The sequence below is a fragment of the Mycobacterium sp. SMC-19 genome (assembly GCF_045310815.1).
Taxonomy (GTDB): Bacteria; Actinomycetota; Actinomycetes; order Mycobacteriales; family Mycobacteriaceae; genus Mycobacterium.
Map to the genome: position 1 here is coordinate 324,635 of NZ_JBJIAM010000005.1, position 25,655 is coordinate 350,289.

Below are 25,655 nucleotides of genomic sequence, written 5' to 3' on the forward strand. Positions count from 1 at the left end.
TTTGGCGCTCCACGTCTCCGGCCGCGGGCTGCCCGACGAACAGCCCGTCGAGTATTGGATCGTCGACGGCACGATCAGTCTCGAACCGGTCGCCGGCGCCGAAACCGTCTTCTCCGGCGGCTGGGTCATCCCGGGTCTGGTCGATGCGCACTGCCATGTCGGGATCGGGCCCGGCGGTCCGGTCGACGTCGACGAGGCGGTGCGCCAGGCCGAGACCGAACGCCGCGCCGGGGTGCTGCTGATCCGGGACGCGGGCTCACCGGTCGACACCCGCGGGTTCGACGACCGTGCCGACCTGCCGCGCATCATCCGTGCCGGGCAGCACCTGGCCCGGACCAAGCGCTACATCCCCGGGCTGCCGGTCAACGTCGATGACGAGTCTGACCTACCGGAAGCCGTTGCGGCCCAAGCCCGTCGCGGCGACAGCTGGGTGAAGTTGGTAGGGGACTGGATCGATCGGGGTGTCGGTGACCTGGCGCCGCTGTGGTCCGACGACGTGTTGAAGTCTGCTATCGACGCCGCGCACGCCAACGGCGCGCGGGTCACCGCACACGTCTTCGGCGAAGAGGCACTGCCCGGGCTGATCAACGCCGGCATCGACTGCATCGAGCACGGCACCGGTATCACCGACGACATCATCGCGCTGATGTTGGACCAGGGCACCGCGCTGGTGCCGACGCTGATCAACATCGACAATTTCCCCGGTATCGCCGACTCAGCGGCCAAGTACCCCACCTACGCGGCGCACATGCGCGCGTTGCACGCCTCCTGTCGATCACGGATTGGTGCGGCTCGGGAAGCCGGCGTACCGATCTACGCCGGCACCGACGCCGGTGGCATGGTGGCCCACGGCCGGATCGCCGACGAGGTCGATGCCCTGTCCGGGGTGGGCCTGAGCCGGGCCGAGGCACTGGGCGCGGCCTGCTGGGATGCCCGTCGCTGGTTGGGGGCACCCGGGCTGGAGCATGGATCCCCGGCCGACCTGGTGTGTTTCGCCGACGACCCGCGCAACGGCCCCGAGGTGCTCGGGCGTCCCGATCTGGTGATGCTGCGGGGCCGGGTGTACTAGCGACCCAGCGCCGAGCGTGCACCCAGCGCGATACTTCCGGCGATTTTTCGTGCTGATTACACGTTCGGTGATGCGCTGCCTACAGGCTGCCGACGCCCGACATCGGGCCCTGCGCGAAACCCCAGTCTAAGAGGGCGGCTGCCTGGTCCCAGTAGGTCGGCCCGCCCTCATGGATGAGCCCGTACATCATCGCGACCACCAGCCGCCGGCCGTCGCGGGCGGCCCCGCCGACATAGGTCTTGCGGGCAGCGTCGGTGAAGCCGGTCTTGCCGCCGAAAGCCCCGGGGTAGCGGGCCAGCAACTCGTTCATGTTCACGATCGGACGGTCCCCGGAATCGGTGGGGAACGATGCCGCCGGCTGCGCGGTGATCTCGGCGAAGACCGGGTTGGCCATCGCCGCCCGGAAGATGGCCGCCAGGTCGTGCGGGGTGCTCGCGCCCGGGCCGCCGGGGCCGTCCAGACCGGACGGTGTGCTGGCGTGGGTGTCGGTCGCGCCGACCGCGCCGGCCTTGGCGTTCATCTTCGCCACCGCCGCCTCGGGCCCGCCGAGCATGTCCGCCAGCGCGTTGGCGGCGTCGTTGCCCGACACCAGCAGCAGACCTTCGAGCAGTTGCCGCGCGGTGTAGCTGTGATCGGCCTTGACCCCGACACAGTTGCACTCCACATGAGTGTCGGCCGGCGTGGCGACCATGGTGTCGTCGAGATTCAGTTCGTCGAGCACCACCAAAGCCAGCAGAACCTTGATGGTGCTGGCCGGCGGAGTCACGGCGTAGCCGTTCTGCTCGGCGAGTACCTGACCGGAATCCAGGTCGGCGATCAGCCAGTTCGGAGCCGGGCCGATCGGCACCGGCGCCGAGCCGATGGGCTGGGCGGCATCTGCGTTGGCAGTCACGGCGGGCGAGGCGAACACGGTCGCAAGAGCCGCGATTGCGGCCAAGATTTTCCGCATGGCGGCCTACCTTACCGCCGTGGTGTTGAATCGGGGAATGCTGAGCCAACAAGAAATTTCGGACCGTTGGGAGATCCAGCAGCTGCTGGTCGACTACTCGACTGCGATCGACACTCGCAACTTCGACGGTCTGGACGCGGTGTTCACCCCCGACGCCTACATCGACTACCGCGCGATGGGCGGTATCGACGGGCGCTTCCCGGAGGTGAAGGCTTGGCTGGCCGAGGTACTGCCCAATTTCGCGGGCTACGCCCACATGCTGGGACTGCCGGCGATCCGGGTGGATGGCGACAGCGCCACGGCGCGCACCTTCTGCTTCAACCCGATGGTGTTCGGCGGGGAAAAGCCCGCCACCATGTTGTTGGGCCTGTGGTACGACGACGAGTTCATCCGCACCGCGCAGGGCTGGCGGATGAGCCGGCGCAACGAGATCAAGTGCTTCGAGAAGCTGCCCTGAGGCGATTTCAGCTGACCGGCTCGGTTCTGGCACAATAGGCGGCTGTCCGCCGCGCGACTACGGCTGCGCGGCCGTGGCGCAACACGCGAGGCAAAACCGGATGGGAGCAAACCCGCCCCCGTCGCTGAATTGCAGCGTGCTACCTCAGGAGTAATTCATGGCTGTCAAGATCAAGCTCACCCGTCTCGGCAAGATCCGCAATCCGCAGTACCGCATCGCGGTCGCCGACGCCCGTTCCCGCCGGGACGGTCGCGCCATCGAGGTCATCGGTCGCTACCACCCGAAGGAAGAGCCGAGCCTGATCGAGATCGACTCGGAGCGCGCCCAGTACTGGCTGTCGGTCGGTGCTCAGCCCACCGAGCCGGTGCTCAAGCTGCTGAAGATCACCGGTGACTGGCAGAAGTTCAAGGGCCTGCCCGGTGCCGAGGGCCGCCTGAAGGTCAAGCCGGCCAAGCCGAGCAAGCTGGAGCTGTTCAACGCCGCGCTGGCCGAGGCCGAGGGCGGGCCGACCACCGAGGCCACCACCGCCAAGAAGAAGAAGGCACCGGCCAAGAAGGCCGACGAGAAGGCCGAGGCTTCCGCCGGGGACGCCGCTGCCGAGGCACCCGCTGCTGAGGCCGCCGAGTCGGCCAGCGAGAGCTGACCGCGGCCATGAGTGCCGTCGTGGCAGATGCTGTCGAGCACTTGGTGCGCGGCATCGTCGACAACCCCGATGACGTACGAGTCGACATGGTGACCAACCGCCGTGGCCGCACCGTCGAGGTGCACGTGCACCCCGACGACCTGGGCAAGGTAATCGGTCGCGGCGGTCGCACCGCCACTGCGTTGCGCACCCTCGTCGCCGGTATCGGTGGACGCGGCATCCGCGTGGACGTGGTGGACACCGACCGGTAGCCGGCTGGCTCATGGAGCTGACGGTCGGGCGTGTGGTCAAAGCGCACGGCATCCGCGGCGAACTCGTCGTCGATGTCCGTACCGACGATCCCGAACTCCGGTTCGCGCCGGGTGCCACACTGCACGCCCGTAAATCCGGTGCGCCGCAACGCGACTACGTCGTCGAGGCGGCGCGCCCGCATGGTGCGCGCCTGTTGGTGCGGTTGGCCGGGGTCGGCGACCGCGATGGTGCTGACGCGTTGCGCGGCAGCCTTTTCGTCGTCGACTCCGCCGACCTTCCGCCGATCACCGAACCGGACACCTACTACGACCATCAACTCGAGGGTCTGCAGGTGCGCACGGTGGCGGGGGAGGAGATCGGCACCGTGACCGAGGTGCTGCACACCGCCGCCGGGGAGCTGCTCGCGATCAAGCGGACCGATGGCCGGGAACTGTTGGTGCCGTTCATCGCCGCCTTCGTGCCGTCGGTGTCGCTGGCCGACAACGCCGTGGTGATCGAACCGCCCGACGGGCTGCTGGAGCTGGACGGGTAAAGCGCGGCATGAGAATCGATGTCGTCACGATCTTCCCCGACTATCTGGCCCCGATCCGTCAATCACTGCCCGGCAAGGCGATCGAATCCGGGATGGTCGAGTTGCAGGTCCACGACCTACGGCGCTGGACTCACGATGTGCACCGCTCGGTGGACGACTCGCCTTACGGCGGCGGCCCCGGAATGGTGATGAAGGCGCCGGTCTGGGGTGAAGCGCTGGACGAAATCTGTTCGGAGCAGACCGTTCTCGTCGTCCCCACTCCGGCGGGCACACTGTTCGACCAGGCCACCGCGCAGCGCTGGAGCGTAGAAGAGCACCTGGTGTTCGCCTGCGGCCGCTATGAGGGCATCGATCAGCGGGTCGCCGACGACGCCGCTCGGCGGATGCGGGTCGAAGAGGTGTCGATCGGTGACTATGTGCTGGCCGGCGGCGAGCCCGCCGTGTTGGTGATGCTGGAGGCGGTGCTGCGGCTCATGCCCGGCGTGCTCGGAAATCCGGCGTCGCAACGTGACGATTCGCATTCCCCGGACCGTGACGGGCTGCTGGAGGGGCCGAGCTACACCCGCCCGCCGAGCTGGCGCGGCCTGGACGTGCCTGATGTGCTGCTCTCCGGTGACCACGCCCGGATCAACGCCTGGCGCCACGAGGCGGCCCTGGAGCGGACCCGCGCACGCCGCCCGGACCTGCTAGACGACCTGGGCGACTAAGCCGACCGGTGACCCGCTTCGCCCGGCGACGCCGTGCGGGCGATCACCTAGATCCGACCGCCCGGGAAGATGGTCTTGACGGCCTCGGTGATGGTGGTGCGCGCGGTGGCGTCGTCGCTGGGCTGCAGCGACTCGATCACCACGATGTAGCGACGATCCGCCCCGACCACACCGGTAGACAGGTGCATCCAGTTGTTGCCGATGCAGCACATCCAGCCCTGCTTCACCGCCACGGGCTCGTCGTACAAGCCCTCCGGGATCCCGAATCGCTGCGGGTAGCCGTCGAGGCCGCTCGGGGTGGACTGCGCGAGGTTGTTCATGATGATGCTGGCCTGGGCCGGCGGCAGACCGCCGGAGCCGTTGAGCAGCATGTCGTAGTAACGCGCCAGGTCCGGTGCGGTACTGATGGTGTTCCACCAGGCACCGTTCGACGGCGGCGAGGTGCCGGCCAGGCCATAGCGGCCGGCCACCCGGGTGATGATCGCGTTGCCGCCGTTCTGGTTCCAGAACGTCTCGGCTGCCCCGTCGTCGGACGCACGCAGCATGGAGTCGAGAGCAGCCCGGTCGTCGGCCGACAGGCCACCTTCGGGCTTGCGGAGCAGCAGGTCGTCGGCGATGAACAGCTTGACGACCGACGCGGTGGCGATCGGTCGGGTGTTGCCGTTGGTGATCAATTGGTGCGAGATCCGGTCCAGCACCGCCACCGAGATGTTGGCCCCGACTTTGGCGGCGTCGTCGGTGGCTTCCTGCATGCGCGCCGAGAGGCCGTCGACCACCGCGGCCGGCTGGATGGCAGGCGCCCGGGGAGCCTCGATCGCCGTGGCCACCGGCGCCACCTCGGGGGCGCGGTACGGCGTCGGCCGTACGGCGTCGGCGCCGTAGACCTTCTCGTCGCAACCGAACACCACCGTGGAAATCACCATGACGATGGTCAGCAGAAGCATCGATGGCCGCACGGTGGGTGGCCTCCTCAACAGGTGTCAGTCGCGTAATCGCACCGAACTATGGGTTACGGGCTCGCCACACTGCTGCCATCGGCCCGCCGGATAGGTTACCGCGTGGGCATGAGGATCGCGCAGTTCGGTCGCTTCCAGAGTTATCACGGCGGCGGGGTTCGGTGTGGAACGACCAGCGGCGATTTGCGCGATTTCGCTGGCTGCGCTGCGTCTGGCACAATTGAGCAGTTGTCGCCTGCGGTTGATGCTGCAGCGGAGTCCTGGCGTCCCGGTCACCGCACAGCGCGACAACATGCCCGAACCCATCGGCTCGGTAGCCGTCTGCATGCTCACAACGCGTGTCGGCCGGTCCGCAGCCGCGACCCGCGAGGAAGTGTTTCCGCAATGAACACGCTGGACATCGTCGACAAGGCGTCGCTGCGCGACGACATCCCGGCCTTCGCCCCCGGCGACACGGTCAACGTGCACGTGAAGGTGATCGAGGGCTCCAAGGAGCGCATCCAGGTGTTCAAGGGTGTGGTCATCCGTCGGCAGGGTGGCGGCGTTCGCGAGACGTTCACCGTCCGCAAGGAGAGCTACGGCGTCGGCGTGGAGCGGACCTTCCCGGTGCACTCGCCCAACGTCGACCACATCGACGTCGTGGTCCGCGGTGACGTTCGGCGCGCCAAGCTGTACTACCTGCGTGAGCTGCGCGGCAAGAAGGCCAAGATCAAGGAAAAGCGCTGATCTTGCCCGCGCTGGGCTTTCTTCGGTCGGTCCCCGACACCGCTGACGCGGTCATTACCCTGATCTCGTGACCGAAACCACGGGCTCATCACCCGAAAGTTCCCCCGAGGCGGCTGAGCCTGCCGAGGCGCCCGAGGACGGCAAGCACAACACCCTGCGTGAGTCGGTCGTGCTGATCGCGATCGCTCTGGTGTTGTACTACCTGGTGCTGACGTTCGTGGCACGGCCGTACCTCATTCCCTCGGAGTCGATGGAGCCGACGCTGCACGGCTGCCACGGCTGCGTCGGCGACCGGATCATGGTGGACAAGGTCACCTACCGGTTCGGCGCACCGCAGCCCGGTGACGTCGTCGTCTTCCGCGGACCCCCCTCGTGGAACGTGGGCTACAAGTCGATCCGGTCGACCAACACGCCGTTGCGCTGGGTGCAGAACGCCCTGTCGTTCATCGGCTTCGTCCCGCCCGACGAGAACGACCTGGTCAAGCGGGTGATCGCGGTTGGCGGTCAGACGGTTCAGTGCCGAAATGACACCGGCCTGACCGTCGACGGCAAGGCGCTCCACGAGCCCTACCTCAACCCGGCCACCCTCATGGTCGACCCGATGGTCTACCCCTGCCTCGGTAACGAATTCGGTCCGGTGACCGTGCCCGACGGGCGACTGTGGGTGATGGGCGACAACCGCACCCATTCGTCGGACTCGCGGGCACACTGCGACTCGGTCCAGGTCCAGCCCGACATGCAGCGCCGGATCCTGTGCACCGGAGAAGATCTGGACGCCGGCACCGTGCCGGTGGCCAACGTGATCGGCAAGACCAGGTTCATCGCCTGGCCGCCGTCACGCTGGGGACCGGTGAAAGCGACAAACCCGCAGCAGGGGCCTTAGGCGATGGCCCCGGGCTGGCCGCCGCGCACGGTGATCCGTCGCTCACCGGGGTTGCGCACCTTGGAGTCGGCGCTGTACCGCGGTGGGCTTGGTCCGGTGGCCGGCGTGGATGAGGTCGGTCGAGGCGCCTGTGCTGGGCCATTGGTGGTGGCTGCCTGTGTGCTCGGGCCGGGCAAGCCGGCTGCACTGGCCGCGCTCGACGATTCCAAGAAGCTCACCGAGAAGACCCGCGAGCAGCTGTTCCCACTGATCCGACGGCATGCGCTGGCCTACCACGTGGTGTTCATCGAGCCGGCCGAGGTTGACGCGCGCGGCGTGCACGTAGCCAATATCGAGGGCATGCGGCGGGCGGTGGCGGGTCTGGCGCTGCGCCCGGGCTACGTGCTGTCCGACGGGTTCCGGGTGCCCGGGCTGCCGATGCCCTCGCTTCCGGTGATCGGCGGCGACGGGGCGGCGGCATGTATCGCCGCGGCGAGCGTGCTGGCCAAGGTCAGCCGGGACCGCTACATGGCGACCCTGGACGACGACCACCCCGGCTACGGCTTCGCGGTGCACAAGGGTTATTCCACCGCGGCGCACACTGCGGCACTGACCGCGTTGGGACCGTGCAGCCAGCATCGCTTCTCGTTCATCAACGTGCGCAACGTGGCTATGGCTGCCGCGGCCGCCCCGGTTGCGGGGACAATGGGGTCGACGAACCGAGCAGAAGGACGGCTGAGCAGATGAGTGCCGAAGATCTCGAGAAGTATGAAACCGAGATGGAACTCTCGCTGTACCGCGAATACAAGGACATCGTGGGGCAGTTCAGTTACGTCGTGGAGACCGAACGGCGCTTCTACCTGGCCAACAGCGTGGAGATGGTGCCGCGCAACGCCGACGGCGAGGTCTATTTCGAGCTCCGGTTGGCCGACGCCTGGGTGTGGGACATGTACCGCCCGGCCAGGTTCGTCAAGCAGGTGCGGGTGGTCACCTTCAAAGACGTCAACATCGAAGAGGTCGAGAAGCCCGAGCTGCGGCTTCCGGAGTAAGGCCAGCGTGCGCGGCGCCTAAGTGCACCCACTGTCCTGACACTGGCGCGGCGTCTTCGAAAACCACCGTCGACAGGATCGGTTCAGCGCACTTTGCTCGGTGTAGCCGAGCAGGACGACGATCTGCCGCACCGGTAACCCGGGCTCGGCGAAGTACCGCATCGCCTGGGAGCGGCGCTGCTCGTCGATGATGTCCCGGCCGCTGGCACCTTCGATCGCCAATCGTCTTTGCAGCGTCCGCGGATGGAGGGCCAATTCGGCGGCGATCACGTCCATGCTGCATTGCCCGGTGGGCAACAGTCGGCGCGCCAACTCTGCCACCCGTGCCGCCAGTGGCGACGTCTTCGGCAGGTAGGTCGACTCCAGGTACTGGGTGGCAATGCGGCTGGTGTGGGGATCGGCGTTCTCGATCCGCCGTTCGGCCAGATGCGTGGGCAGCTCGAACCCGCACCAGCTCTGCTCGAAACGCACCGGGCAACCCAGCGCCTCGCGGTAGGCGCTGTCGGAGGCCTGTTGTCGGTGGGAGAACGAGACGGAGTCGGGCCGCGCACCTGGGCCGCCGAGCAGCTGCAGGATGCGCACGGCGATGCCCATGCTGAGCTCGTAGGACTGCAGGGGATAGGGGATTCCGCGCTCGGTCACCTCGTAGCTGAACGCGATGCCCCGCTGCGTTCGCCTATCGGTCAGTTCCAAAGCGGGGGAGTGGATGTACAGAAACCGCGAGATCGCGCCCAGGCCACTGAGCACGGTCTGCGCGTTGCGCGCGATCACCGCGATCGGCCCGAGGATATGCAGCCCTTGCAGGTGGGCGAGGCGAAGCCCGAACTCCGGACACCGAAGTTCATCGGCGGTGGTCTCCAGCAGCCGCGCGAACGCGTCGACCGGAACGAACGTGTCCTCCAGTTGTTCCACCTCTACCGGGATATGAAAGCGCGCCAGGAACGCCGCCGGGTCACCGCCGAGCTCGCGGACCAGCTCGGCGTAGCCCGACGCGGCCGGCGCGCGGATGAAACTGCCCGATGACACCTCGCTAACCACCTCCGCAACCCGGTTGTCGGAAAATGATAAAAAAACGTCGGAAAATGTCAAGACCAAGGACCCCGGAGATGGACAAGATCGGGGCATGATTTCGCAACGCTTACCCCGTTGGGCCCTAGGACTGGGCTCGTCCGGGATCGTCATCGCCCTGGGCGCACTACGCGGACGCCGGCCGGTTGATCCCACGACCCGATTCGACGGCAAGGTCGTCGTCATCACCGGCGCCGGATCGGGGATAGGTAAAGCGTTGGCGCTCAACCTCGCCGCCCAGGGCGCGAAGCTCGCGCTGTCCGACATCGACACCGGCGGGCTGGCCGACACCGTGCGCGAGGTGCAGGCGCTGGGAGCGCAGGTGAAGGCCGACCAGCTCAATGTGGCCGAACGCGCAAAGGTATTGGCCTACGCCGACGACGTAGCCGGTCACTTCGGCCAGGTGCACCAGGTCTACAACAACGCCGGAATCGCCTACAACGGTGACGTCGAGAAGGCGTCGTTCAAGGACATCGAGCGAGTCATCGATGTCGACTTCTGGGGTGTCGTCAACGGCACCAAAGCCTTTCTGCCGTACCTCATCGCGTCCGGCGACGGGCACATCATCAACGTCTCCAGCCTGTTCGGGCTGATTGCCGTGCCGGGCCAAAGTGCCTACAACGCAGCGAAGTTCGCTGTGCGCGGCTTCACCGAGGCGCTGCGCCAAGAAATGTTGATCAGCGGTCATCCGGTCAAGGTGACGTGCGTGCACCCGGGCGGCATCAAGACCGGAGTAGCCCGCAACGCGACCGTCTGCGACGGCGAAGACGCCCGGACGCTTGCCGAGTTCTACGACCGATACCTGCTGCTGCATTCCCCGGAGATGGCCGCGCAGACCATCCTCGACGGCGTCCGCGCGGGCCGCGCCCGGGTGTTGATCGGGTGGGAGGCGCACGCCCTCGACGTGCTCGTGCGGGTCATCGGACCGGGGTATCAGCGGCTCACCGCCGCCGCGGCGGGGCGATTCTTCCCGTGGACGAAGCCGGGGAGCGCCCGATGAACCCGTCGTTTGATCTGTTCAAGTTGCCCGAGGAGCATGATGAGTTGCGGGCGGCGATTCGGGCGTTGGCGGAGAAGGAGATCGCTCCGTACGCCAAGGATGTTGATGAGAAGGCCCGGTTCCCCGAAGAGGCTTTGGCCGCGTTGAATGCGTCGGGCTTCAATGCTGTGCACGTCCCGGAGGAGTACGGCGGTCAGGGTGCCGATTCGGTGGCGGCGTGCATTGTGATCGAAGAGGTCGCCCGGGTGTGTGCGTCGTCGTCGTTGATTCCGGCGGTGAACAAGTTGGGCACGATGGGTTTGATCTTGTCGGGTTCTGATGAGCTCAAGGCGCAGGTGTTGCCGGGTTTGGCCTCTGGTGAGGTGATGGCCTCCTATGCACTGTCGGAGCGTGAGGCGGGCAGTGATGCCGCGGCGATGCGGACGCGGGCCAAGGCTGATGGGGATGACTGGATTCTCAATGGTTCCAAGTGCTGGATCACCAATGGCGGAAAATCCAGTTGGTACACGGTGATGGCGGTGACCGACCCGGATTTGGATGCCAATGGGATCTCGGCGTTCATGGTCCACATCGACGACGAGGGCTTCACCATCGGGCCCAAGGAGCACAAGCTCGGCATCAAGGGTTCGCCCACGACCGAGCTGTATTTCGAGAACTGCCGGATCCCCGGCGACCGGATCATCGGTGAGCCCGGTACTGGCTTCAAGACCGCGCTGCGGACGTTGGACCACACGCGTCCGACCATCGGCGCTCAGGCGGTTGGCATTGCGCAGGGCGCGTTGGATGCGGCGATTGAGTACACCAAGGACCGTAAGCAGTTCGGGAAGAACATCAGCACGTTTCAGGGTGTGCAGTTCATGTTGGCCGATATGGCGATGAAGCTTGAGGCTGCTCGGTTGATGGTGTATTCGGCTGCGGCGCGGGCTGAGCGTGGTGAGACGGGGTTGGGTTTCATCTCGGCGGCCAGCAAGTGTTTCGCTTCGGATGTGGCGATGGAGGTCACCACCGATGCGGTGCAGTTGTTCGGTGGGGCGGGTTACACCACTGATTTCCCGGTGGAGCGGATGATGCGCGATGCCAAGATCACCCAGATCTATGAGGGCACCAACCAGATCCAGCGCGTCGTCATGAGCCGACACCTACTGCGCTGACACCAAGGCGGACACAGGAGGCACAACGTGAAACCAGACGTGGATGTCGAACAGCGGACCGGTCCGGTCGACTACCTCATGGCGCTGAGCGAGTCGTTGGCGACCGTTCCCGTCGTGGGCAAGCGCCTCACCCCGTTCGGCACGCTGGTTGCCGCGGGTCTGTGGGTCGGGGGCCGCGCTCCCGGTATCGCCTCCGCGGCGGTCAAAGGAATGTTCGTGCCGCGACGCGGTGCGCGCGATGAGCAACCCAGCAAGAGCGCGGCGCAGGCCTGCGTGAATGCCCTGCAGGACGTCGTTGCCGCCGAACGGCTCGACATCGACTGGCCGTCGCCCGGGCGGCTGCCACCGGTGTTGAGCTACCACCGGAACCGGCGCCGATACCTCTACCGGGCATCGGTGAGCTACGGGGACTCGCCCGAACAGGTGCTGGACATCTGGCGCCGGCCCGGGCCCCTGGCCATGTCGGCGCCGGTGCTGATCTTCGTCCCGGGCGGCGGCTGGGTGCACGGCCGCCGCGCGCTACAGGGCGACGCGCTGCTGAGTCACCTCGCCGACCAGGGCTGGCTGTGCCTGTCGATCGACTACCGCGTCTCGCCGCGCAATCGCTGGCCGCGCCACCTCAACGATGTCAAGTCCGCGGTTGCCTGGGCGCGGGCCAACGCCGACACCTTGGGCGGAGACGGCGATTTCGTCGCCATTGCGGGCGCTTCGGCCGGTGGCCACCTGGCCGCCCTGGTCGGGCTGAGCGCCGGGGACCGCAGCCTGCAAGCGGATCTGTCGCCCGACGCCGACACGTCGGTGGACGCTGTGGTGGGCATCTACGGCCGTTACGACTGGGAAGACCGATCGACTCCGGAGCGGCGCCGGTTCATGGACTTCATTGAGCGGGTCGTAGTGCGCAAGCGCCACGACCGGTTCCGCGAGGTGTTTCGGGCCGCATCGCCGATTGCGCGGGTCGGGCCGCATGCGCCGCCGTTCCTGGTGGTGCACGGCACCGCCGACACCATCATTCCGGTAGCCCAGGCGGTTGCCTTCGTGGACGCGTTGCGTGCGACCTCGCGGGCGCCCGTGGCCTATCTGGAGCTGCCCGGAGCCCACCACGGTTTCGACATGACCGACGGTGCGCGAACCCCGTCGACCGTGACGGCGATCGGGATCTTCCTCGGTGAGGTCCATCGGTCGTATCGGTTGGGCCGCAAGCAATCCGGCAAGCACGGCAACCATACGGCGCGGAGGCGATAATGGAGAGGCTCAACGGGGTCGACGCATTCATGCTCGGCATGGAGACCCCCAAGGCGTATATGCATACGTTCAAGGTGGCGATCATCGACCCGACCACCGACCCCGACGGCTGGTCCTTCGAGAAATTCTGTACCGAGGCGGCGCGCCGGCTGCACCTGATGCCGGTCTTGCGGTGGAAGTATCTCGACTCGCCGCTCGGCCTCAATCATCCGTACTGGGTTGAGGATCCGGACTTCCAACTCGACTACCACATTCGCCGGGTGGCCTGCCCGCCGCCGGCCGACCACAAGAGCCTGTGCGAGTTCATGGCCGACATCTACGCCTACCAACTCGACCGCAGCAGACCGCTGTGGATGATGTGGGTCGTCGAAGGTCTTGCCGACGGCAAGGTCGCATGCGTGATGCTCGTGCACCACGCCTACGTCGACGGTGTCGGCGCGTCGTGGCTGATGCAGCGGTTCTACCAGCCGCAGCCGGGCGTCAAGTCCGACGCGCCCCCACCCTATGACCCACCGCCGCTACCGTCGTGGCTGCGGCGCCTGGGCTGGGCGGTTCGTGACTTTCCCGAAGTCGCCATCGCCAACCTGCCGAAGGTCGCCACCGGGCTGTGGCAGCGGGTCAGGTTGGAACGGCGGCGCAAATCTGCCGGCGCACCGCCACCGCCGGCGGCCGCGATGATGCGGCAGACCCCGCTGAACGTCAACCTCAGCGCCGGGCGCACGTTCGTATGCGACAGCCTGCCGCTGGACAGCTTCGTCACCGTCAGCAAAGCGCTCGACGTCACCATCAACGACGTCTTCAGCAGCTGTGTGGCCGGTGCGGTACGCCGTCTGCTGATCGCCATGGACTACAACCCCGATGAGCATCCGCTGGTCGGCGCCACCCCGTTCGCCGGCGAACGGCCCACCGGTATGGAAGGCCGCGGCAACTTCGCGACCCAAGACTTCTGCTGGCTGCGCAGCGACATCGCCGACCCACTGCAGCGCCTGGCCGCCAGCCGCACGGCGAACCTCGAGATGAAAGAACACATCAAGGCGGTCAAGGAGGTCGGCGCGGACATCAGCACGCTGTTGCAGATCGTTCCACCCTGGGGGATCACCCTCATTCGTAAGGCCATTCACCGCCGGGGTGGCAGTTTCAGCCTGTTCGGAAATCTGGTGCTGTCCAACGTTCCCGGCCCCAAGGACGCGCTCTACCTCGACAACTGGAAGCTCGACAACTGGTTCTCCACCGGCCAACTCGTCGACGGCACCGCGCTCAACATCACCATGTGGAGCTACTGCGGTCAGGCCAACATCTGCATGCTGGCGGACCGGGAAGTCCTCGACGACGGCTGGCAACTGTTCGGCTACTTCATCGACGAACTGAACGCCCTGCTCGCCGTGGCCGAAGCCAACGAGGTCGCCCGATGAGCGCAATCAGCCCGACGGACTTGACATTTCTGTTGTTGGAGAACCCGAACCGGCCGTTTCACATGGCCGCCATGACGATCTTCAGAAAGCCGAAGGGGCAGGAATCGACGTTCGGTCCCCGCCTGTTCGACGCCTATCTGCACAGCCGGGCGGTCAAGCCGTTCAACCACAAACTCAGCTGGGCGGGCGCCGGGATCGCGGCGTGGGAGACCGTAGAGCCGGACATGGCCAACCACGTCCGCCAGATCGACCTACCTGCGCCCGGCACGATGGCGCAGTTCTATGAGCTGGTCTCCACCCTGAACAGTGGGCTACTGGACCGTAGCCGTCCGCTCTGGGAGTGCTACCTCATCGACGGCCTCGAGAACGACTGTCTCGCGGTCATGATCAAGGTGCACCACGCCCTGATCGACGGCGAGGGCGGGCTGCGGGTGATGCGCAACTTCATGAGCGACTCACCCGACGACGAGCGGCTGGCCGCCCCGTGGATGGCACCCGAGGGCGGTGCCGAGGTGCGCCGCCGGCAGCCCCGGGTGTCCCAGACCGAGCGACTGCAGAGTCAGCTGCGGGGACTGACCACCCTGCCCGCAGACATGATCGGCATCGGCGCCGACATCCTCGACTTCGGCGTACAAGCGCTGCACCTGAAGCCGCGCCTGGCGTCGGTGCCGTTCACTGCGCACCGGACGCTGTTCAACAACACCGCGAAATCGGCGGCCCGTGCCTACGCCGACATCGGCCTGCCGCTCGCCGACGTCAAGGCCGTGGCCTCGGCGACCGACACCTCCGTCAACGACGTCGTCATGACCGTCATCGACGATGCGCTGCACGCCTACCTCGGCGAGCGCGGAGCGCCCACCGATCGACCACTGGTGGCCTTCATGCCGATGTCGCTGCGTGAGGGAGCGCCGCACGGATCCGGCGGGGCGGGCGGCAATCAGGTGAGCGCCGAACTGATCTCCCTGGGCATCCCCGGGTCAGGGATCGGGGAGCGGCTGCGACAGATCAACAGGGCGACAAAGAATGCCAAGGCCAAGGGGCGCCGCATGCAGACGACCTCGCGTCAGGTCTATGCACTGCTGCTGGCCGGCAGCATGGCCGTGTCAGACTCCGTGCCCGGGTTGGGGAATGCGCCCAGCGCCAACGTGGTGATCTCGAACATGAAGGGACCCGCCGAGCAGCTCTATCTGGCCGGCGCGCCGCTGGTCGCGTTCCTGGGCCTGCCGATCCTGCCGCCCGGCGCGGGACTCAACGTCACCTTCGCCAGCGTCAACGACACCGTCCGTATCGCCATCGGTGCGGCACCCGAGGCCGTAGACGAACCCCTGCGGCTGGCCCGGTTGATGGACCAATCGTTCCAGCGTCTGCAGGCCACGACACGGAGGAAACCATGAAGAACATCGGCGCCATGCTCGCACAACGTGCCGTCGTCAGCCCCGGGCTCGAGGCGTACGTCGAGCCGTCGTCATCGGTGCGGACGAACTACGCACAGTTCAATGAGCTGGCCAATCGCTGTGCTGCCGTGCTCATCTCGCTCGGACTCGGCAAAGGCGACCGGGTGGCGCTGTTGATGCCCAATAGTGTCGAGTTCTGCGGCCTGTTCTATGGCGCGGCAAAGATCGGGGTCGTCGTCGTGCCCCTCAACACCCGCCTCGCGGCAGCCGAACTGGAGTTCATCGCGTCCAACAGCGGCAGCAAAGCGCTGATCTACGGGGCCGAATTCGCCCCGGTGGCCGACGCGGTGCGGGCGGGCACCACTCATCCCTGCACCGTGACCGACTGGGTGCCGGCAACAGGCGGTCCCGGTTCGCTGGACGAACGCCTCGCAGCCGTGCGTGGGGACGAACCTGGCGTCGAATGCGGCGGCGAAGACAACCTGTTCATCATGTATACCTCGGGCACCACCGGGAGCCCGAAAGGTGTTGTCCATACCCATGATTCCGTGCACTCGGCGGCAACGTCGTGGGCGCTGACCGTCGACGTGCGGGCCGGAGACCGGGTGCTGCTGCCGCTGCCGATGTTCCATGTGGCTGCGCTGACGACGGTCATCTTCTGCGCCATGCGCGGCATCACGCTGATCTCGATGCCGCAGTTCGATCCGACGACGGTGTGGTCGCTGATCGTGCAGGAGCGGGTGACCATCGGGGGAGCGGTGCCGGCGATCCTGAACTTCATGCGCCAAGTGCCCGGGTTCGATGAACTCGTCGCCCCCGACTTTCGCTTCTTCATCACCGGCGGCGCACCCATGCCCGAGCCGCTGATCACGCTGTACGCCGCCAAGAACATGCAGGTCGTGCAGGGCTACGCGCTCACCGAATCGTGCGGCGGCGGCACCCTGCTGCTCGGCGACGACGCCTTGCGCAAGGTGGGCTCGGCCGGGCGGGCCTGCATGTTCGCCGACGTTCGGGTACGCCGGGACGACGGGGTGATCAGCGAACGCGGCGAGGGCGAAGTCGTGATCAAGGCCGACTTCCTGCTCAAGGAGTACTGGAACCTCCCGGGCGCCACCCGCGGCGCCTTCGACGACGGCTGGTTCCGCACCGGCGACATCGGCGAGATCGACGACGAGGGCTACCTGTACATCAAGGATCGCCTCAAGGACATGATCATCTCCGGCGGCGAGAACATCTACCCGGCGGAGATCGAGAACGTGGTGATCGGCATCCCGGGCGTCAGCGAGGTGGCGGTCATCGGGCTGCCCGACGAGAAGTGGGGGGAGATCGCCTGCGCGATCGTCGTCGGCGACCAGGGCGCGCTGAGCGAGCAGGACATCATCGCCGAGTGCGGGACCAAGCTCGCGCGCTACAAGATGCCCAAGAAGGTGATCTTCGCCGATGCCATTCCGCGCAACCCGACCGGCAAGATTCTCAAGCGGGTCCTGCGCGAGCAATTCGCAGGCTGACGCCTCGCAAATGAACACCCCCGCGTCGGCGTGCAGTTCGGTCTAGGCTGACACCTATGACCGCTGTCGACCGTGCCGTCTCCCGCCGTGAAATCACAGATGCCCTGCTCAAGGCTATGGAACGCCGCCACGAGGTGCTGGATGTGATCGTCGATTCGGACGACCGCGCGTCGGCCGTGCAGGCTATCGCTGACCTCCTGGGCGTCTCGCCGCTGGGCTGCGAAGCGGTGATCGGAATGTCGCTGGATCAGCTCACCAAGCAGTCGCGGGACAAGATCGCCGACGAGCTCAACGACTTGAACAACGAGCTCACGTTCACCCTCGGTGACCGGCCGGCCAGTTCCGGCGAGACCTTGGCGCTCCGGATTTTCTCCGGGGAGCAGGACCGCGACATTCTGGCGGACCGGACCACGGACGTCGGCGCAAGCGCCGACGGCACCGGTCGACCGGCCGACGACATCGGCGACGAGATCAGCTCGGCGCTGGCGCGCGTCGAGGACGAGGACGCGGCGCTGTTCGTCGCGATCGACGGCGGGCACAAGGTAGGGATGGTCTTCGGCGACCTCAACCACGGTGAGGTCAACGTGCGGATCTGGATTCATCCCGAACACCGCAAGAAGGGCTACGGCACCGCCGCATTGCGCCGGGCCCGCGCCGAGATGGCGGCCTACTTTCCCGGAGTGCCGTTGATCGTTCGAGCACCGGGTGCGCACGCCGGCTAACAGCGGATCGTCGCCCCGGGACGCCCCGGGGTTTCGGCTTGCCCCCTAGGGGTATCCCGGCCACACAGCTGATCGCTGTCGTGCGTGTGACGGGAGAGCAATGGTCATCGGCGAGGCCGGCGCGGCTCCCACCGAGGTTGTCGCACCCAGACCGTTCCCGCCGCGCGGCAAGCGCCGCGGCGAGGCGATTGTCCAGCTGCTGGCGACCACCGACCACAAGGTGATCGGCCAGATGTACGTGGTGACGGCCTTCGGCTTCTTCCTGACCGCAGGACTGATGGCGTTGCTGATGCGCGCCGAACTGGCCGCACCGGGCCTGCAGTTTCTGTCCAATGAGCAGTACAACCAGCTGTTCACCATCCACGGCACGATCATGCTGCTGCTGTATGCCACGCCGATTGCCTTCGGTTTCGCCAACCTGGTGTTGCCGCTGCAGATCGGTGCCCCCGATGTCGCCTTCCCGCGCCTCAACGCCCTGTCATACTGGCTGTTCCTGTTCGGCGGGCTCCTGGTCCTGGCGGGATTCATCACCCCCGGGGGCGCTGCGGAATTCGGCTGGACCGGCTACGCGCCACTCAGTGACGGCGTCCATTCACCGGGCCCCGGCGCTGACCTGTGGATTGTGGGTCTCATCGTGTCGGGGCTCGGAACCATCTTGGCCGCAGTCAATATGGTCACCACGGTGGTCTGCCTGCGCGCACCCGGAATGACGATGTTCCGAATGTCGAATTTCACCTGGAACATCGTGGCAACCAGCGTATTGATCTTCCTGGCATTTCCCGTCCTGACTGCGGCGTTGTTCGGCTTGGCCGCCGAGCGCCACTTGGGCGCCCATGTCTATGACCCGGCCAATGGCGGGCCGATCCTGTGGCAGCACCTGTTCTGGTTCTTCGGTCACCCCGAGGTCTACATCGTGGCGCTACCGTTCTGGGGCATCATCGGCGAAGTACTTCCCATATTCAGTCGCAAGCCCCTGTTCGGGTACACCACGTTGATCTACGCCTCGTGGGCCATCGTCTTCCTGTCCGCCTCGGTCTGGGCGCACCACATGTTCGCGACCGGGGCCGTGCTGCTGCCCTTCTTCTCGTTGATGTCGTTTCTGATCGCGGTGCCGACCGGCATCAAATACGTCAATTGGATCGGCACGATGTGGCGAGGACAGCTGACCTTCGAGACGCCGATGCTGTTCTCGATCGGCTTTATGGTGACGTTCTTGCTTGGTGGCCTGACCGGCGTGATGCTGGCCAGCCCCTCACTGGATTTCCACGTCCACGACACCTACTTCGTCGTTGCCCACTTCCACTACGTGTTGTTCGGCACCATCGTGTTCGCCACTTTCGCGGGTATCTATCTGTGGTTTCCGAAGATGACCGGCCGACTGCTCGACGAGCGGCTGGGCAAGCTCCACTTCTGGCTGACGCTGATCGGCTTTCACACCACCTTTCTGGTGCAGCATTGGCTCGGGGCGGCCGGGATGCCGCGGCGCTACGCCGACTACCTGGCCACCGACGGCTTCCAAGGGCTGAACATTGTGGCGACGGTCGGCGCATTCGTCTTGGGCGTCTCCATGCTCCCGTTCATCTGGAACGTCTTCCGCAGCTACCGCTACGGCGAGCCGGTCACCGTTGACGATCCGTGGGGCCACGGCAACTCCTTGGAATGGGCCACCAGCTGCCCGCCGCCGCGGCACAACTTCACCGAACTGCCCCGGATCCGCTCGAACCGCCCCGCCTTCGAATTGCACTATCCCCACATGACGGAACGGTTGCACGCCGAAGCCCACGTGGGGCGGCGGCAACGGGTCCGCGGTCGCAGCGAGTGAGCCGGAATCTCGGCATCTGCAGCTGTGGATGAAAGCCAGGCTGGGGATAACTGCCTGCCTGGCAGCTGATTTCGGATCATCTCGGCTCGACGGTGTCGGGGCATTGACCGACCCTGACCGGCATGACAACGTCTCGCACCGAGCTGGGCGCCCTCGGAGAACAACTGGCCGTCGACCATCTGATCGGACAGGGCTGGGCCATTTTGGCCCGCAACTGGCGCTGCCGGTACGGCGAACTGGATGTGATTGCCGCGGACCCGGTGGCGCGCACCGTGGTGTTCGTCGAGGTGAAGACCCGCAGCGGTGAGGGTTTCGGCGGGCTGGCGTACGCGGTGCCACCGGAAAAAATACGCCGGTTGCGTCGGCTGGCCGGTGCGTGGCTTGTGGGCCAGCAGGCGCACTGGGACCAAGTACGTCTCGACGTGATCGGGGTGCGGATCGGGCGCAGCCGAACCCCAGAGATCACGCACCTACAGGGGGTGAGCTGAATGTCTCTGGGGAGGGCGTTCTCGGTGGCGGTACGCGGCCTCGACGGCTTGATCGTGGAGATCGAGGCTGACATCACTTCGGGGCTTCCCGGGGTGCACCTGGTGGGGCTGCCCGATGCCGCACTTCAGGAGTCGCGGGATCGCGTCCGCGCGGCGATCACCAACAGTGGGCAGCGTTGGCCCGCAGCCCGGTTGACCCTGGCACTGTCGCCGGCGACGCTGCCGAAGATGGGTTCCGTCTACGACATCGCGCTGGCCGCCGCCGTGCTCTCCGCCGACCGCAAAGCACCGTGGTCCCGGTTGGAGAAGACGGTGCTGCTGGGGGAACTCGCACTCGACGGGCGCGTGCGGCCGGTCCACGGGGTGCTGCCCGCGGTGTTGGCCGCCAAGAACGACGGCTGGGCTGCCGCGGTGGTTCCCGTGGACAACCTCGCCGAAGCCAGCCTGGTGGACGGCATCGACGTGTACGGCGTGGCGACGCTGGGGCAGTTGCACGGCTGGCTGGAGGGGGCCGCGCGGCTGCAGGACCGGATCACCACCGCGGCCCCGGTGGCCGAGCCGGTCGCGGACCTGGCCGAGGTGGTCGGCCAGGCTCAGGCCCGATTCGCCGTCGAGGTGGCCGCCGCCGGGTCCCATCATCTGATGCTGACCGGTCCGCCCGGCATCGGTAAAACCATGCTGGCCCAACGCCTTCCCGGACTGCTCCCGGCGCTCACCGACAGTGAGTCGCTGGAGGTCACCGCCATTCATTCGGTCGCGGGTCTGCTCTCGGGCAGTGCACCGCTGATCACCCGGCCGCCCTTCATCGCGCCGCATCACAGCTCGAGCGTCGCGGCGCTGGTCGGCGGCGGCTCCGGGATGGCCAGGCCCGGCGCGGTGAGCCGCGCTCACCGAGGTGTGCTGTTCCTCGACGAGTGCGCCGAGATTCGGGTCAGTGCGCTAGAGGCGCTGCGTACACCGCTGGAAGACGGGGAAATCCGGCTGGCCCGCCGCGACGGGGTGGCCTGCTACCCGGCCCGCTTCCAGTTGGTCATGGCGGCCAACCCGTGCCCATGCGCCCCGGCCGACCCCAGGGACTGCACCTGTAAGTCGATGGAGAAGCGGCGCTACCTGGGCCGGCTGTCCGGTCCGCTGCTGGACCGGGTGGACCTGCGAGTGGAGATGCATCCGGTGCGCGCGGGTGCGTTCTCGGCGGCGGATGGGGAGTCGACCGCTGCGGTGCGCAGCCGGGTCGCGCAGGCGCGCGCCGCCGCAGCACACCGGTGGGCACCGCACGGCTTCCACACCAATGCCGAGGTCAGCGGGGCGTTGCTGCGCCGCAAGTTTCGGCTCAGCGCCGAGGCGATGGCCCCGCTGCGCACTGCGCTGGACCGCGGTCTGCTATCGATCCGGGGTGCCAACCGCACCCTGCGGGTCGCGTGGACCCTTTGCGATCTGGCCGGGCGGGCGTCTCCGGGACTGGACGAGGTCTCCGCGGCCTTGAGCTTCCGCCAAGCGGGTGCGGCCCGATGACCACCACAGACGCCACCACGAAGCGGGCGTGGGCCTACCTGTCCCGGGTTGCCGAGCCGCCGCGCCCGGAGCTGGCCGTACTGGTCGACCGCGTCGGTCCAGTGGAAGCAGCGGAACGGATTCGGTGCGGTGCAGTCGGCCCGGAGCTGGCCCGCCACACCGAGGCCCGACGCGAGATCGACGTCGCTGCCGACGATCTGGAGAACCTCGACCGCCGCGGAGGCCGCCTGGTCACCCCCGACGACGACGAGTGGCCGGTGCTGGCCTTCGCCGGCTTCGGGGGCGCCGAGGCCGCGGACAAACCGGATTGTCGGCCACCGCTCGTGCTCTGGGCGGTGGGTCCGGCTCGCCTCGACGAGATCGCCGAGCGAGCCACCGCGATCGTCGGCACCCGGGCAGCAACCGCCTACGGCGAGCTGGTGGCCGCGGATCTGGCCGCCGGATTAGCCGAACGCGACGTGGCGGTGGTCTCCGGCGGCGCCTATGGAATCGACGGCGCGGCGCACCGTGCGGCGCTGGCCGCAGACGGCACCACCGTGGCGGTCCTGGCCGGGGGCATTGACATCGCCTACCCGGCAGGCCATTCCGCGCTGCTGCATCGCATCGGCGCCAGCGGCCTGTTAGTCACCGAGTATCCGCCCGGGGTACGTCCGGCCCGCTATCGGTTCCTGACCCGCAACCGGCTGGTCGCGGCGCTCGCAGGTGCGACGGTGGTGGTGGAGGCGGGACTGCGCAGTGGAGCGGCCAACACCGCCGCGTGGGCCCGGCTGCTGGGCCGGCCGGTGGCCGCGGTCCCCGGCCCGGTCACGAGCGCGGCCTCGGCCGGCTGCCACGTACTGCTGCGCGGCGGCGCCGAGTTGGTAACCCGGGTCGACGAAGTGATCGAGCTGGTGGGGCGGGTTGGGGAACTTGCCGACGATCCGCCGCGGCCGGTGACACCTTTGGACGGGCTCAGCGCCGCCGAACGTCAGGTCTACGAAGCGCTACCCGGGCGCGGCGTGGTCACCGTCGATCAGATCGCCGTGGCCTCCGGGCTGGCGCCGTCGCAGGTATTCGGGCCGCTGGCGATGCTCGAGGTCGCCGGCCTGGTGGCCCGGCGCGACGGAAGCTGGGCGATAACCCGCCCGAAGCGGCAGCTCGTATAGTCGGCTGGAGCAGGCCGAAGACGGGAGACAGCGTGGCGGGACGACCGGTTCACACCTTCGAAGTTGTCCGCACCGAGCAGGCGTCGGCACACATGATTCGAGTGGTGTTGGGCGGCACCGGTTTCGATACATTCACGCCCAGCGTGTTCACCGATTCGTACGTCAAGGTGGTCTTTGTGCGCTACGACGTCGACGTCGCAGCATTGCCGCAACCGTTGACGCTGGACAGCTTCGCGGGCCTGCCGGACGAGCAGCGTCCGGTGGTCCGCACCCTGACGGTGCGCCGCGCCGATCCGCTGGCCCGGGAGATCGGCATCGACGTCTCGGTGCACGGGGACCACGGTGTGGTCGGCCCGTGGGCAGTCGGCGCCGAGCCCGGCGATCCGGTCTACCTGATGGGGCCCGCCGGCGCCTACGCGCCTGACCCCGATGCGGACTGGCACCTGCTTGCCGGTGACGAGAGCGCACTGCCGGCGATCGCGGCCGCACTGGAGGCCCTGCCGGCAGACGCGGTGGGCATGGCGTTTCTCGAAGTCGCCGGGCCCGAGGACGAGATCGCGCTGGATGCGCCGGACGGGATCGAGCTGAACTGGCTGCACCGCGGGGGACGGGCCGACCTGGTAGGGCAGGAGCGGGCCGGGGACAACGCGCCGCTGATCGAGGCGGTCACCACCGCGGCCTGGCCACCGGGCCAGGTTCAGGTCTTCATCCACGGCGAGGCCCAGGCGGTCATGCATAACCTGCGGCCCTATGTCCGCAAGGAGCGCGGCGTCGACGCGAAGTGGGCATCGATCTCGGGTTACTGGCGTCGCGGGCGCACCGAAGAGACGTTCCGGCAGTGGAAGAAAGAGCTCGCCGCTAAAGAATCAGCCGAAGAACAGACAGGCTAACGCGATGGCATTCGGGGATTACCAGTTCGAGATCTACCTGCAGGGCCTGGCCGGAGTGCTGCCCGCGCTGCCGATGACTTACACCGAGTTGGAGGCCAAAGCCGCTGCGGCGCTTTCCCCCTCGGTGTGGTCATATGTGGCCGGCGGTGCCGGTGACGAGCGCACCCAGCGGGCCAACGTCACCGCTTTCGACGGGTGGGGGCTCATACCGAGGATGTTCGTCGGCGCCGCCGAGCGCGACTTGTCGATCGAGATGTTCGGATTACGGCTGCCCTCGCCGGTCTTCATGGCGCCGATCGGTGTCATCGGGATCTGCGCGCAGGACGGTCACGGCGACCTGGCCAGCGCACGTGCCGCGGCTGCCACCGGAGTTCCGATGATGGTGTCCACCCTCACCGCGGACCCGCTCGAGGATGTCGCCGCCGAATTCGGTGACACCCCAGGGTTTTTTCAGCTCTACACGCCCAAGGACCGGGAGCTGGCCGCCAGTCTGGTGCACCGCGCCGAGGCGGCCGGTTACAAGGCCATCGTGGTCACCCTCGACACCTGGGTTCCGGGCTGGCGTCCGCGTGACCTGGCCACCTCGAACTTCCCGCAGCTGCGCGGGCACTGCCTGTCCAACTACTGGTCCGACCCGGTGTTTCGGGCGGGGCTGGCCCAGCCGCCCGAGGAAAACCCGCAAGCCGCCATCTTGTCCTGGATCCAGACCTTCGGAAACCCGCTGACCTGGGATGACTTGCCGTGGCTGCGGTCGCTGACCGACCTGCCGCTGATCGTCAAGGGGATCTGCCACCCCGACGATGTGCGGCGTGCCCGAGACGGCGGCGTCGACGGCATCTACTGCTCCACGCACGGCGGCCGCCAGGCCAACGGCGGACTGCCGGCGCTGGACTGCCTGCCCGACGTGGTGGCGGCCGCCGACGGGATGCCGGTGCTCTTCGACTCGGGCATCCGCACCGGCGCCGACATCATCAAGGCCCTTGCGCTGGGGGCCACGGCGGTGGGTATCGGCCGGCCGTATGCCTATGGACTGGCTCTGGGCGGAACCGCCGGGATCGTGCACGTGCTGCGCTCGCTGCTGGCCGAAGCAGACCTGATCATGGCTGTGGACGGCTATCCGTCACGGCTTGATCTCACCCCGGAAACGCTGCGGCGCGTCACCTGAGCGCCGTCGAGCGATGTCTGAGACCGTGGTCGGTGTGGACGCGATTCTCGACGAGTTCGACGAGTACCTCGCTTTGGAGCGGGGCCGTTCCGACCACACCCGGCGCGCCTATCTCGGTGACCTGCGATCGTTGTTCGGATTCCTCGCCGCACAGGGCCATACCGGTATCGAGGGCCTGAGCCTTCCACTGCTGCGCAGCTGGCTGGCCGCGCAGGCCGGCGCCGGTGCGGCCCGCAGCACACTGGCGCGCCGCACCTCGACGGTCAAGACCTTTACCGCCTGGGCGGCGCGGCGGGGGCTGCTGGCATCGGATCCCGGTGCGCGCCTGCAGCTGCCGAAATCACGCCGGACGTTGCCGGCGGTACTGCGCCGAGACCAGGCGCACGACGCGATGATTGCTGCGAAATCCGGTGCGCAGCAAAATGATCCCCTGGCATTGCGGGACAGGCTGATCGCCGAGTTGCTCTACGCCACTGCGGTGCGGGTCAGCGAACTGTGCGGCCTCGACATCGACGACGTCGACAGCTCGCGACGGGTGTTGCGAGTGGTGGGCAAGGGCAACAAGCAACGCACCGTGCCGTTCGGGGAGCCCGCCGCCGACGCGCTGCAGGCATGGCTTGCCCGGGGGCGCCCGCCGCTGGCAACGTCGGACTCCGGCCCGGCGTTGCTGCTCGGTGCACGCGGCGGTCGCCTCGACCCGCGTCAGGCCCGCACCGTGGTGCACCAGACCGTCGCCGCGGTCGGGGGAGCACCGGATATGGGGCCACACGGGCTGCGGCACACGGCAGCCACGCATCTGTTGGAGGGTGGGGCAGACCTGCGGATCGTGCAGGAGCTGCTCGGTCACTCCAGCCTGGCCACCACGCAGCTCTACACCCACGTCACCGTCGCCCGGCTGCGTGCCGTGCACGATCAGGCCCACCCGCGGGCGTGA

At 67.4% G+C, this 25,655-nt stretch carries 27 protein-coding genes; 24 read left to right on the forward strand and 3 right to left on the reverse strand.

Going from position 1 to position 25,655, the window contains the following annotated elements; translation table 11 throughout:
- The first annotated feature begins 1 nt into the window (after position 1).
- A complete protein-coding gene (locus ACJH5R_RS13785) occupies positions 2–1,069 on the forward strand; it encodes an amidohydrolase family protein (protein WP_406782167.1) in 1,068 nt (355 codons plus the stop codon).
- Positions 1,070–1,148: 79 nt separating this feature from the next.
- Here ACJH5R_RS13785 and ACJH5R_RS13790 read toward each other — a convergent pair whose 3' ends face one another.
- Positions 1,149–2,018, reverse strand: a complete 870-nt coding sequence (locus ACJH5R_RS13790; RefSeq protein WP_406782168.1) for a D-alanyl-D-alanine carboxypeptidase family protein — start codon at positions 2,016–2,018, stop codon at positions 1,149–1,151.
- Positions 2,019–2,055: 37 nt separating this feature from the next.
- Between ACJH5R_RS13790 and ACJH5R_RS13795 the strand changes: the two genes are divergently transcribed.
- The 5 genes from ACJH5R_RS13795 to trmD all read left to right on the forward strand — a co-directional run bounded on the left by ACJH5R_RS13795 (position 2,056) and on the right by trmD (position 4,609).
- Positions 2,056–2,475, forward strand: coding sequence for a nuclear transport factor 2 family protein (locus tag ACJH5R_RS13795; protein WP_406782212.1), 420 nt, complete (start codon positions 2,056–2,058; stop codon positions 2,473–2,475).
- Between the two features lie 157 nt (positions 2,476–2,632).
- Positions 2,633–3,118 carry a 30S ribosomal protein S16 gene (gene rpsP / locus ACJH5R_RS13800; protein WP_406757339.1) on the forward strand — a complete coding sequence of 162 codons (486 nt, stop codon included), beginning with the start codon at positions 2,633–2,635 and terminating at the stop codon, positions 3,116–3,118.
- Positions 3,119–3,126: 8 nt separating this feature from the next.
- Entirely contained in the window at positions 3,127–3,369 is a 243-nt protein-coding gene (locus tag ACJH5R_RS13805) for an RNA-binding protein (RefSeq protein ID WP_019736217.1), read from the forward strand.
- 11 nt (positions 3,370–3,380) lie between these two features.
- Positions 3,381–3,902, forward strand: coding sequence for a ribosome maturation factor RimM (gene rimM / locus ACJH5R_RS13810; protein ID WP_406757338.1), 522 nt, complete (start codon positions 3,381–3,383; stop codon positions 3,900–3,902).
- A gap of 8 nt (positions 3,903–3,910) precedes the next feature.
- The gene (gene trmD / locus ACJH5R_RS13815; protein ID WP_406757337.1) at positions 3,911–4,609 is read left to right on the forward strand and encodes a tRNA (guanosine(37)-N1)-methyltransferase TrmD; all 699 of its coding nucleotides are present in this window, start codon (positions 3,911–3,913) and stop codon (positions 4,607–4,609) included.
- 47 nt (positions 4,610–4,656) lie between these two features.
- Here trmD and ACJH5R_RS13820 read toward each other — a convergent pair whose 3' ends face one another.
- Positions 4,657–5,553, reverse strand: a complete 897-nt coding sequence (locus tag ACJH5R_RS13820) for a hypothetical protein (RefSeq protein ID WP_406757336.1) — start codon at positions 5,551–5,553, stop codon at positions 4,657–4,659.
- A 396-nt stretch (positions 5,554–5,949) separates the two neighbouring features.
- Between ACJH5R_RS13820 and rplS the strand changes: the two genes are divergently transcribed.
- The 4 genes from rplS (at position 5,950) to ACJH5R_RS13840 (ending at position 8,202) form a co-directional block, all read left to right on the forward strand.
- Complete coding sequence (rplS, locus tag ACJH5R_RS13825; RefSeq protein ID WP_024443224.1) at positions 5,950–6,291, forward strand: 50S ribosomal protein L19; 342 nt, start codon at positions 5,950–5,952, stop codon at positions 6,289–6,291.
- A gap of 67 nt (positions 6,292–6,358) precedes the next feature.
- Entirely contained in the window at positions 6,359–7,174 is an 816-nt protein-coding gene (gene lepB / locus ACJH5R_RS13830; protein ID WP_406757335.1) for a signal peptidase I, read from the forward strand.
- Between the two features lie 3 nt (positions 7,175–7,177).
- A complete protein-coding gene (locus tag ACJH5R_RS13835; protein ID WP_406757334.1) occupies positions 7,178–7,900 on the forward strand; it encodes a ribonuclease HII in 723 nt (240 codons plus the stop codon).
- Positions 7,897–8,202: a DUF2469 domain-containing protein gene (locus ACJH5R_RS13840; protein ID WP_012393608.1), complete on the forward strand. Its 306-nt coding sequence runs from the start codon at positions 7,897–7,899 to the stop codon at positions 8,200–8,202. The genes ACJH5R_RS13835 and ACJH5R_RS13840 overlap by 4 nt, the downstream gene beginning before the upstream one ends.
- 18 nt (positions 8,203–8,220) lie before the next feature.
- Here ACJH5R_RS13840 and ACJH5R_RS13845 read toward each other — a convergent pair whose 3' ends face one another.
- Positions 8,221–9,228: an AraC family transcriptional regulator ligand-binding domain-containing protein gene (locus ACJH5R_RS13845; RefSeq protein ID WP_406782169.1), complete on the reverse strand. Its 1,008-nt coding sequence runs from the start codon at positions 9,226–9,228 to the stop codon at positions 8,221–8,223.
- Between the two features lie 97 nt (positions 9,229–9,325).
- Here ACJH5R_RS13845 and ACJH5R_RS13850 point away from each other — a divergent pair, with 97 nt between their 5' ends.
- The 14 genes from ACJH5R_RS13850 to ACJH5R_RS13915 all read left to right on the forward strand — a co-directional run bounded on the left by ACJH5R_RS13850 (position 9,326) and on the right by ACJH5R_RS13915 (position 25,655).
- Entirely contained in the window at positions 9,326–10,270 is a 945-nt protein-coding gene (locus ACJH5R_RS13850; protein ID WP_406757332.1) for an SDR family NAD(P)-dependent oxidoreductase, read from the forward strand.
- On the forward strand, positions 10,267–11,421 hold the full coding sequence (locus ACJH5R_RS13855) for an acyl-CoA dehydrogenase (RefSeq protein ID WP_406782170.1): 1,155 nt from the start codon (positions 10,267–10,269) through the stop codon (positions 11,419–11,421). Before ACJH5R_RS13850 ends, ACJH5R_RS13855 begins: the two co-directional genes overlap by 4 nt.
- Before the next feature lie 78 nt (positions 11,422–11,499).
- Positions 11,500–12,663, forward strand: a complete 1,164-nt coding sequence (locus ACJH5R_RS13860) for an alpha/beta hydrolase (RefSeq protein ID WP_406782213.1) — start codon at positions 11,500–11,502, stop codon at positions 12,661–12,663.
- Complete coding sequence (locus ACJH5R_RS13865; protein WP_406782171.1) at positions 12,663–14,075, forward strand: WS/DGAT/MGAT family O-acyltransferase; 1,413 nt, start codon at positions 12,663–12,665, stop codon at positions 14,073–14,075. Before ACJH5R_RS13860 ends, ACJH5R_RS13865 begins: the two co-directional genes overlap by 1 nt.
- The gene (locus tag ACJH5R_RS13870; RefSeq protein ID WP_406782172.1) at positions 14,072–15,469 is read left to right on the forward strand and encodes a wax ester/triacylglycerol synthase family O-acyltransferase; all 1,398 of its coding nucleotides are present in this window, start codon (positions 14,072–14,074) and stop codon (positions 15,467–15,469) included. The genes ACJH5R_RS13865 and ACJH5R_RS13870 overlap by 4 nt, the downstream gene beginning before the upstream one ends.
- Positions 15,466–16,977, forward strand: coding sequence for an acyl-CoA synthetase (locus ACJH5R_RS13875; protein ID WP_406782173.1), 1,512 nt, complete (start codon positions 15,466–15,468; stop codon positions 16,975–16,977). The genes ACJH5R_RS13870 and ACJH5R_RS13875 overlap by 4 nt, the downstream gene beginning before the upstream one ends.
- Positions 16,978–17,033: 56 nt before the next feature.
- Positions 17,034–17,699 carry a GNAT family N-acetyltransferase gene (locus ACJH5R_RS13880; protein ID WP_406757328.1) on the forward strand — a complete coding sequence of 222 codons (666 nt, stop codon included), beginning with the start codon at positions 17,034–17,036 and terminating at the stop codon, positions 17,697–17,699.
- A gap of 100 nt (positions 17,700–17,799) precedes the next feature.
- The gene (gene ctaD / locus ACJH5R_RS13885; protein WP_406782174.1) at positions 17,800–19,521 is read left to right on the forward strand and encodes a cytochrome c oxidase subunit I; all 1,722 of its coding nucleotides are present in this window, start codon (positions 17,800–17,802) and stop codon (positions 19,519–19,521) included.
- A 122-nt stretch (positions 19,522–19,643) separates the two neighbouring features.
- Positions 19,644–20,009, forward strand: coding sequence for a YraN family protein (locus ACJH5R_RS13890; protein WP_406782175.1), 366 nt, complete (start codon positions 19,644–19,646; stop codon positions 20,007–20,009).
- Complete coding sequence (locus ACJH5R_RS13895) at positions 20,010–21,521, forward strand: YifB family Mg chelatase-like AAA ATPase (RefSeq protein WP_406782176.1); 1,512 nt, start codon at positions 20,010–20,012, stop codon at positions 21,519–21,521. It begins immediately after the preceding gene.
- Complete coding sequence (dprA, locus tag ACJH5R_RS13900; RefSeq protein WP_406757324.1) at positions 21,518–22,666, forward strand: DNA-processing protein DprA; 1,149 nt, start codon at positions 21,518–21,520, stop codon at positions 22,664–22,666. Before ACJH5R_RS13895 ends, dprA begins: the two co-directional genes overlap by 4 nt.
- Before the next feature lie 32 nt (positions 22,667–22,698).
- The gene (locus ACJH5R_RS13905; RefSeq protein WP_406782177.1) at positions 22,699–23,556 is read left to right on the forward strand and encodes a siderophore-interacting protein; all 858 of its coding nucleotides are present in this window, start codon (positions 22,699–22,701) and stop codon (positions 23,554–23,556) included.
- Between the two features lie 4 nt (positions 23,557–23,560).
- On the forward strand, positions 23,561–24,721 hold the full coding sequence (locus ACJH5R_RS13910; RefSeq protein WP_406782178.1) for an alpha-hydroxy-acid oxidizing protein: 1,161 nt from the start codon (positions 23,561–23,563) through the stop codon (positions 24,719–24,721).
- 34 nt (positions 24,722–24,755) lie between these two features.
- A complete protein-coding gene (locus ACJH5R_RS13915) occupies positions 24,756–25,655 on the forward strand; it encodes a tyrosine recombinase XerC (RefSeq protein ID WP_406757614.1) in 900 nt (299 codons plus the stop codon).

Coding starts and splice junctions, on each gene's coding strand:
- ACJH5R_RS13790 (WP_406782168.1), bottom strand. CDS start 2,018: ATGCGGAAAATCTTGGCCGCAATCGCGGCTCTTGCGACCGTGTTCGCC.
- ACJH5R_RS13795 (WP_406782212.1), top strand. CDS start 2,056: ATGCTGAGCCAACAAGAAATTTCGGACCGTTGGGAGATCCAGCAGCTG.
- rpsP (WP_406757339.1), top strand. CDS start 2,633: ATGGCTGTCAAGATCAAGCTCACCCGTCTCGGCAAGATCCGCAATCCG.
- ACJH5R_RS13805 (WP_019736217.1), top strand. CDS start 3,127: ATGAGTGCCGTCGTGGCAGATGCTGTCGAGCACTTGGTGCGCGGCATC.
- rimM (WP_406757338.1), top strand. CDS start 3,381: ATGGAGCTGACGGTCGGGCGTGTGGTCAAAGCGCACGGCATCCGCGGC.
- trmD (WP_406757337.1), top strand. CDS start 3,911: ATGAGAATCGATGTCGTCACGATCTTCCCCGACTATCTGGCCCCGATC.
- ACJH5R_RS13820 (WP_406757336.1), bottom strand. CDS start 5,553: ATGCTTCTGCTGACCATCGTCATGGTGATTTCCACGGTGGTGTTCGGT.
- rplS (WP_024443224.1), top strand. CDS start 5,950: ATGAACACGCTGGACATCGTCGACAAGGCGTCGCTGCGCGACGACATC.
- ACJH5R_RS13835 (WP_406757334.1), top strand. CDS start 7,178: ATGGCCCCGGGCTGGCCGCCGCGCACGGTGATCCGTCGCTCACCGGGG.
- ACJH5R_RS13840 (WP_012393608.1), top strand. CDS start 7,897: ATGAGTGCCGAAGATCTCGAGAAGTATGAAACCGAGATGGAACTCTCG.
- ACJH5R_RS13850 (WP_406757332.1), top strand. CDS start 9,326: ATGATTTCGCAACGCTTACCCCGTTGGGCCCTAGGACTGGGCTCGTCC.
- ACJH5R_RS13855 (WP_406782170.1), top strand. CDS start 10,267: ATGAACCCGTCGTTTGATCTGTTCAAGTTGCCCGAGGAGCATGATGAG.
- ACJH5R_RS13860 (WP_406782213.1), top strand. CDS start 11,500: ATGGCGCTGAGCGAGTCGTTGGCGACCGTTCCCGTCGTGGGCAAGCGC.
- ACJH5R_RS13865 (WP_406782171.1), top strand. CDS start 12,663: ATGGAGAGGCTCAACGGGGTCGACGCATTCATGCTCGGCATGGAGACC.
- ACJH5R_RS13870 (WP_406782172.1), top strand. CDS start 14,072: ATGAGCGCAATCAGCCCGACGGACTTGACATTTCTGTTGTTGGAGAAC.
- ACJH5R_RS13875 (WP_406782173.1), top strand. CDS start 15,466: ATGAAGAACATCGGCGCCATGCTCGCACAACGTGCCGTCGTCAGCCCC.
- ACJH5R_RS13880 (WP_406757328.1), top strand. CDS start 17,034: ATGACCGCTGTCGACCGTGCCGTCTCCCGCCGTGAAATCACAGATGCC.
- ctaD (WP_406782174.1), top strand. CDS start 17,800: ATGGTCATCGGCGAGGCCGGCGCGGCTCCCACCGAGGTTGTCGCACCC.
- ACJH5R_RS13890 (WP_406782175.1), top strand. CDS start 19,644: ATGACAACGTCTCGCACCGAGCTGGGCGCCCTCGGAGAACAACTGGCC.
- ACJH5R_RS13895 (WP_406782176.1), top strand. CDS start 20,010: ATGTCTCTGGGGAGGGCGTTCTCGGTGGCGGTACGCGGCCTCGACGGC.
- dprA (WP_406757324.1), top strand. CDS start 21,518: ATGACCACCACAGACGCCACCACGAAGCGGGCGTGGGCCTACCTGTCC.
- ACJH5R_RS13910 (WP_406782178.1), top strand. CDS start 23,561: ATGGCATTCGGGGATTACCAGTTCGAGATCTACCTGCAGGGCCTGGCC.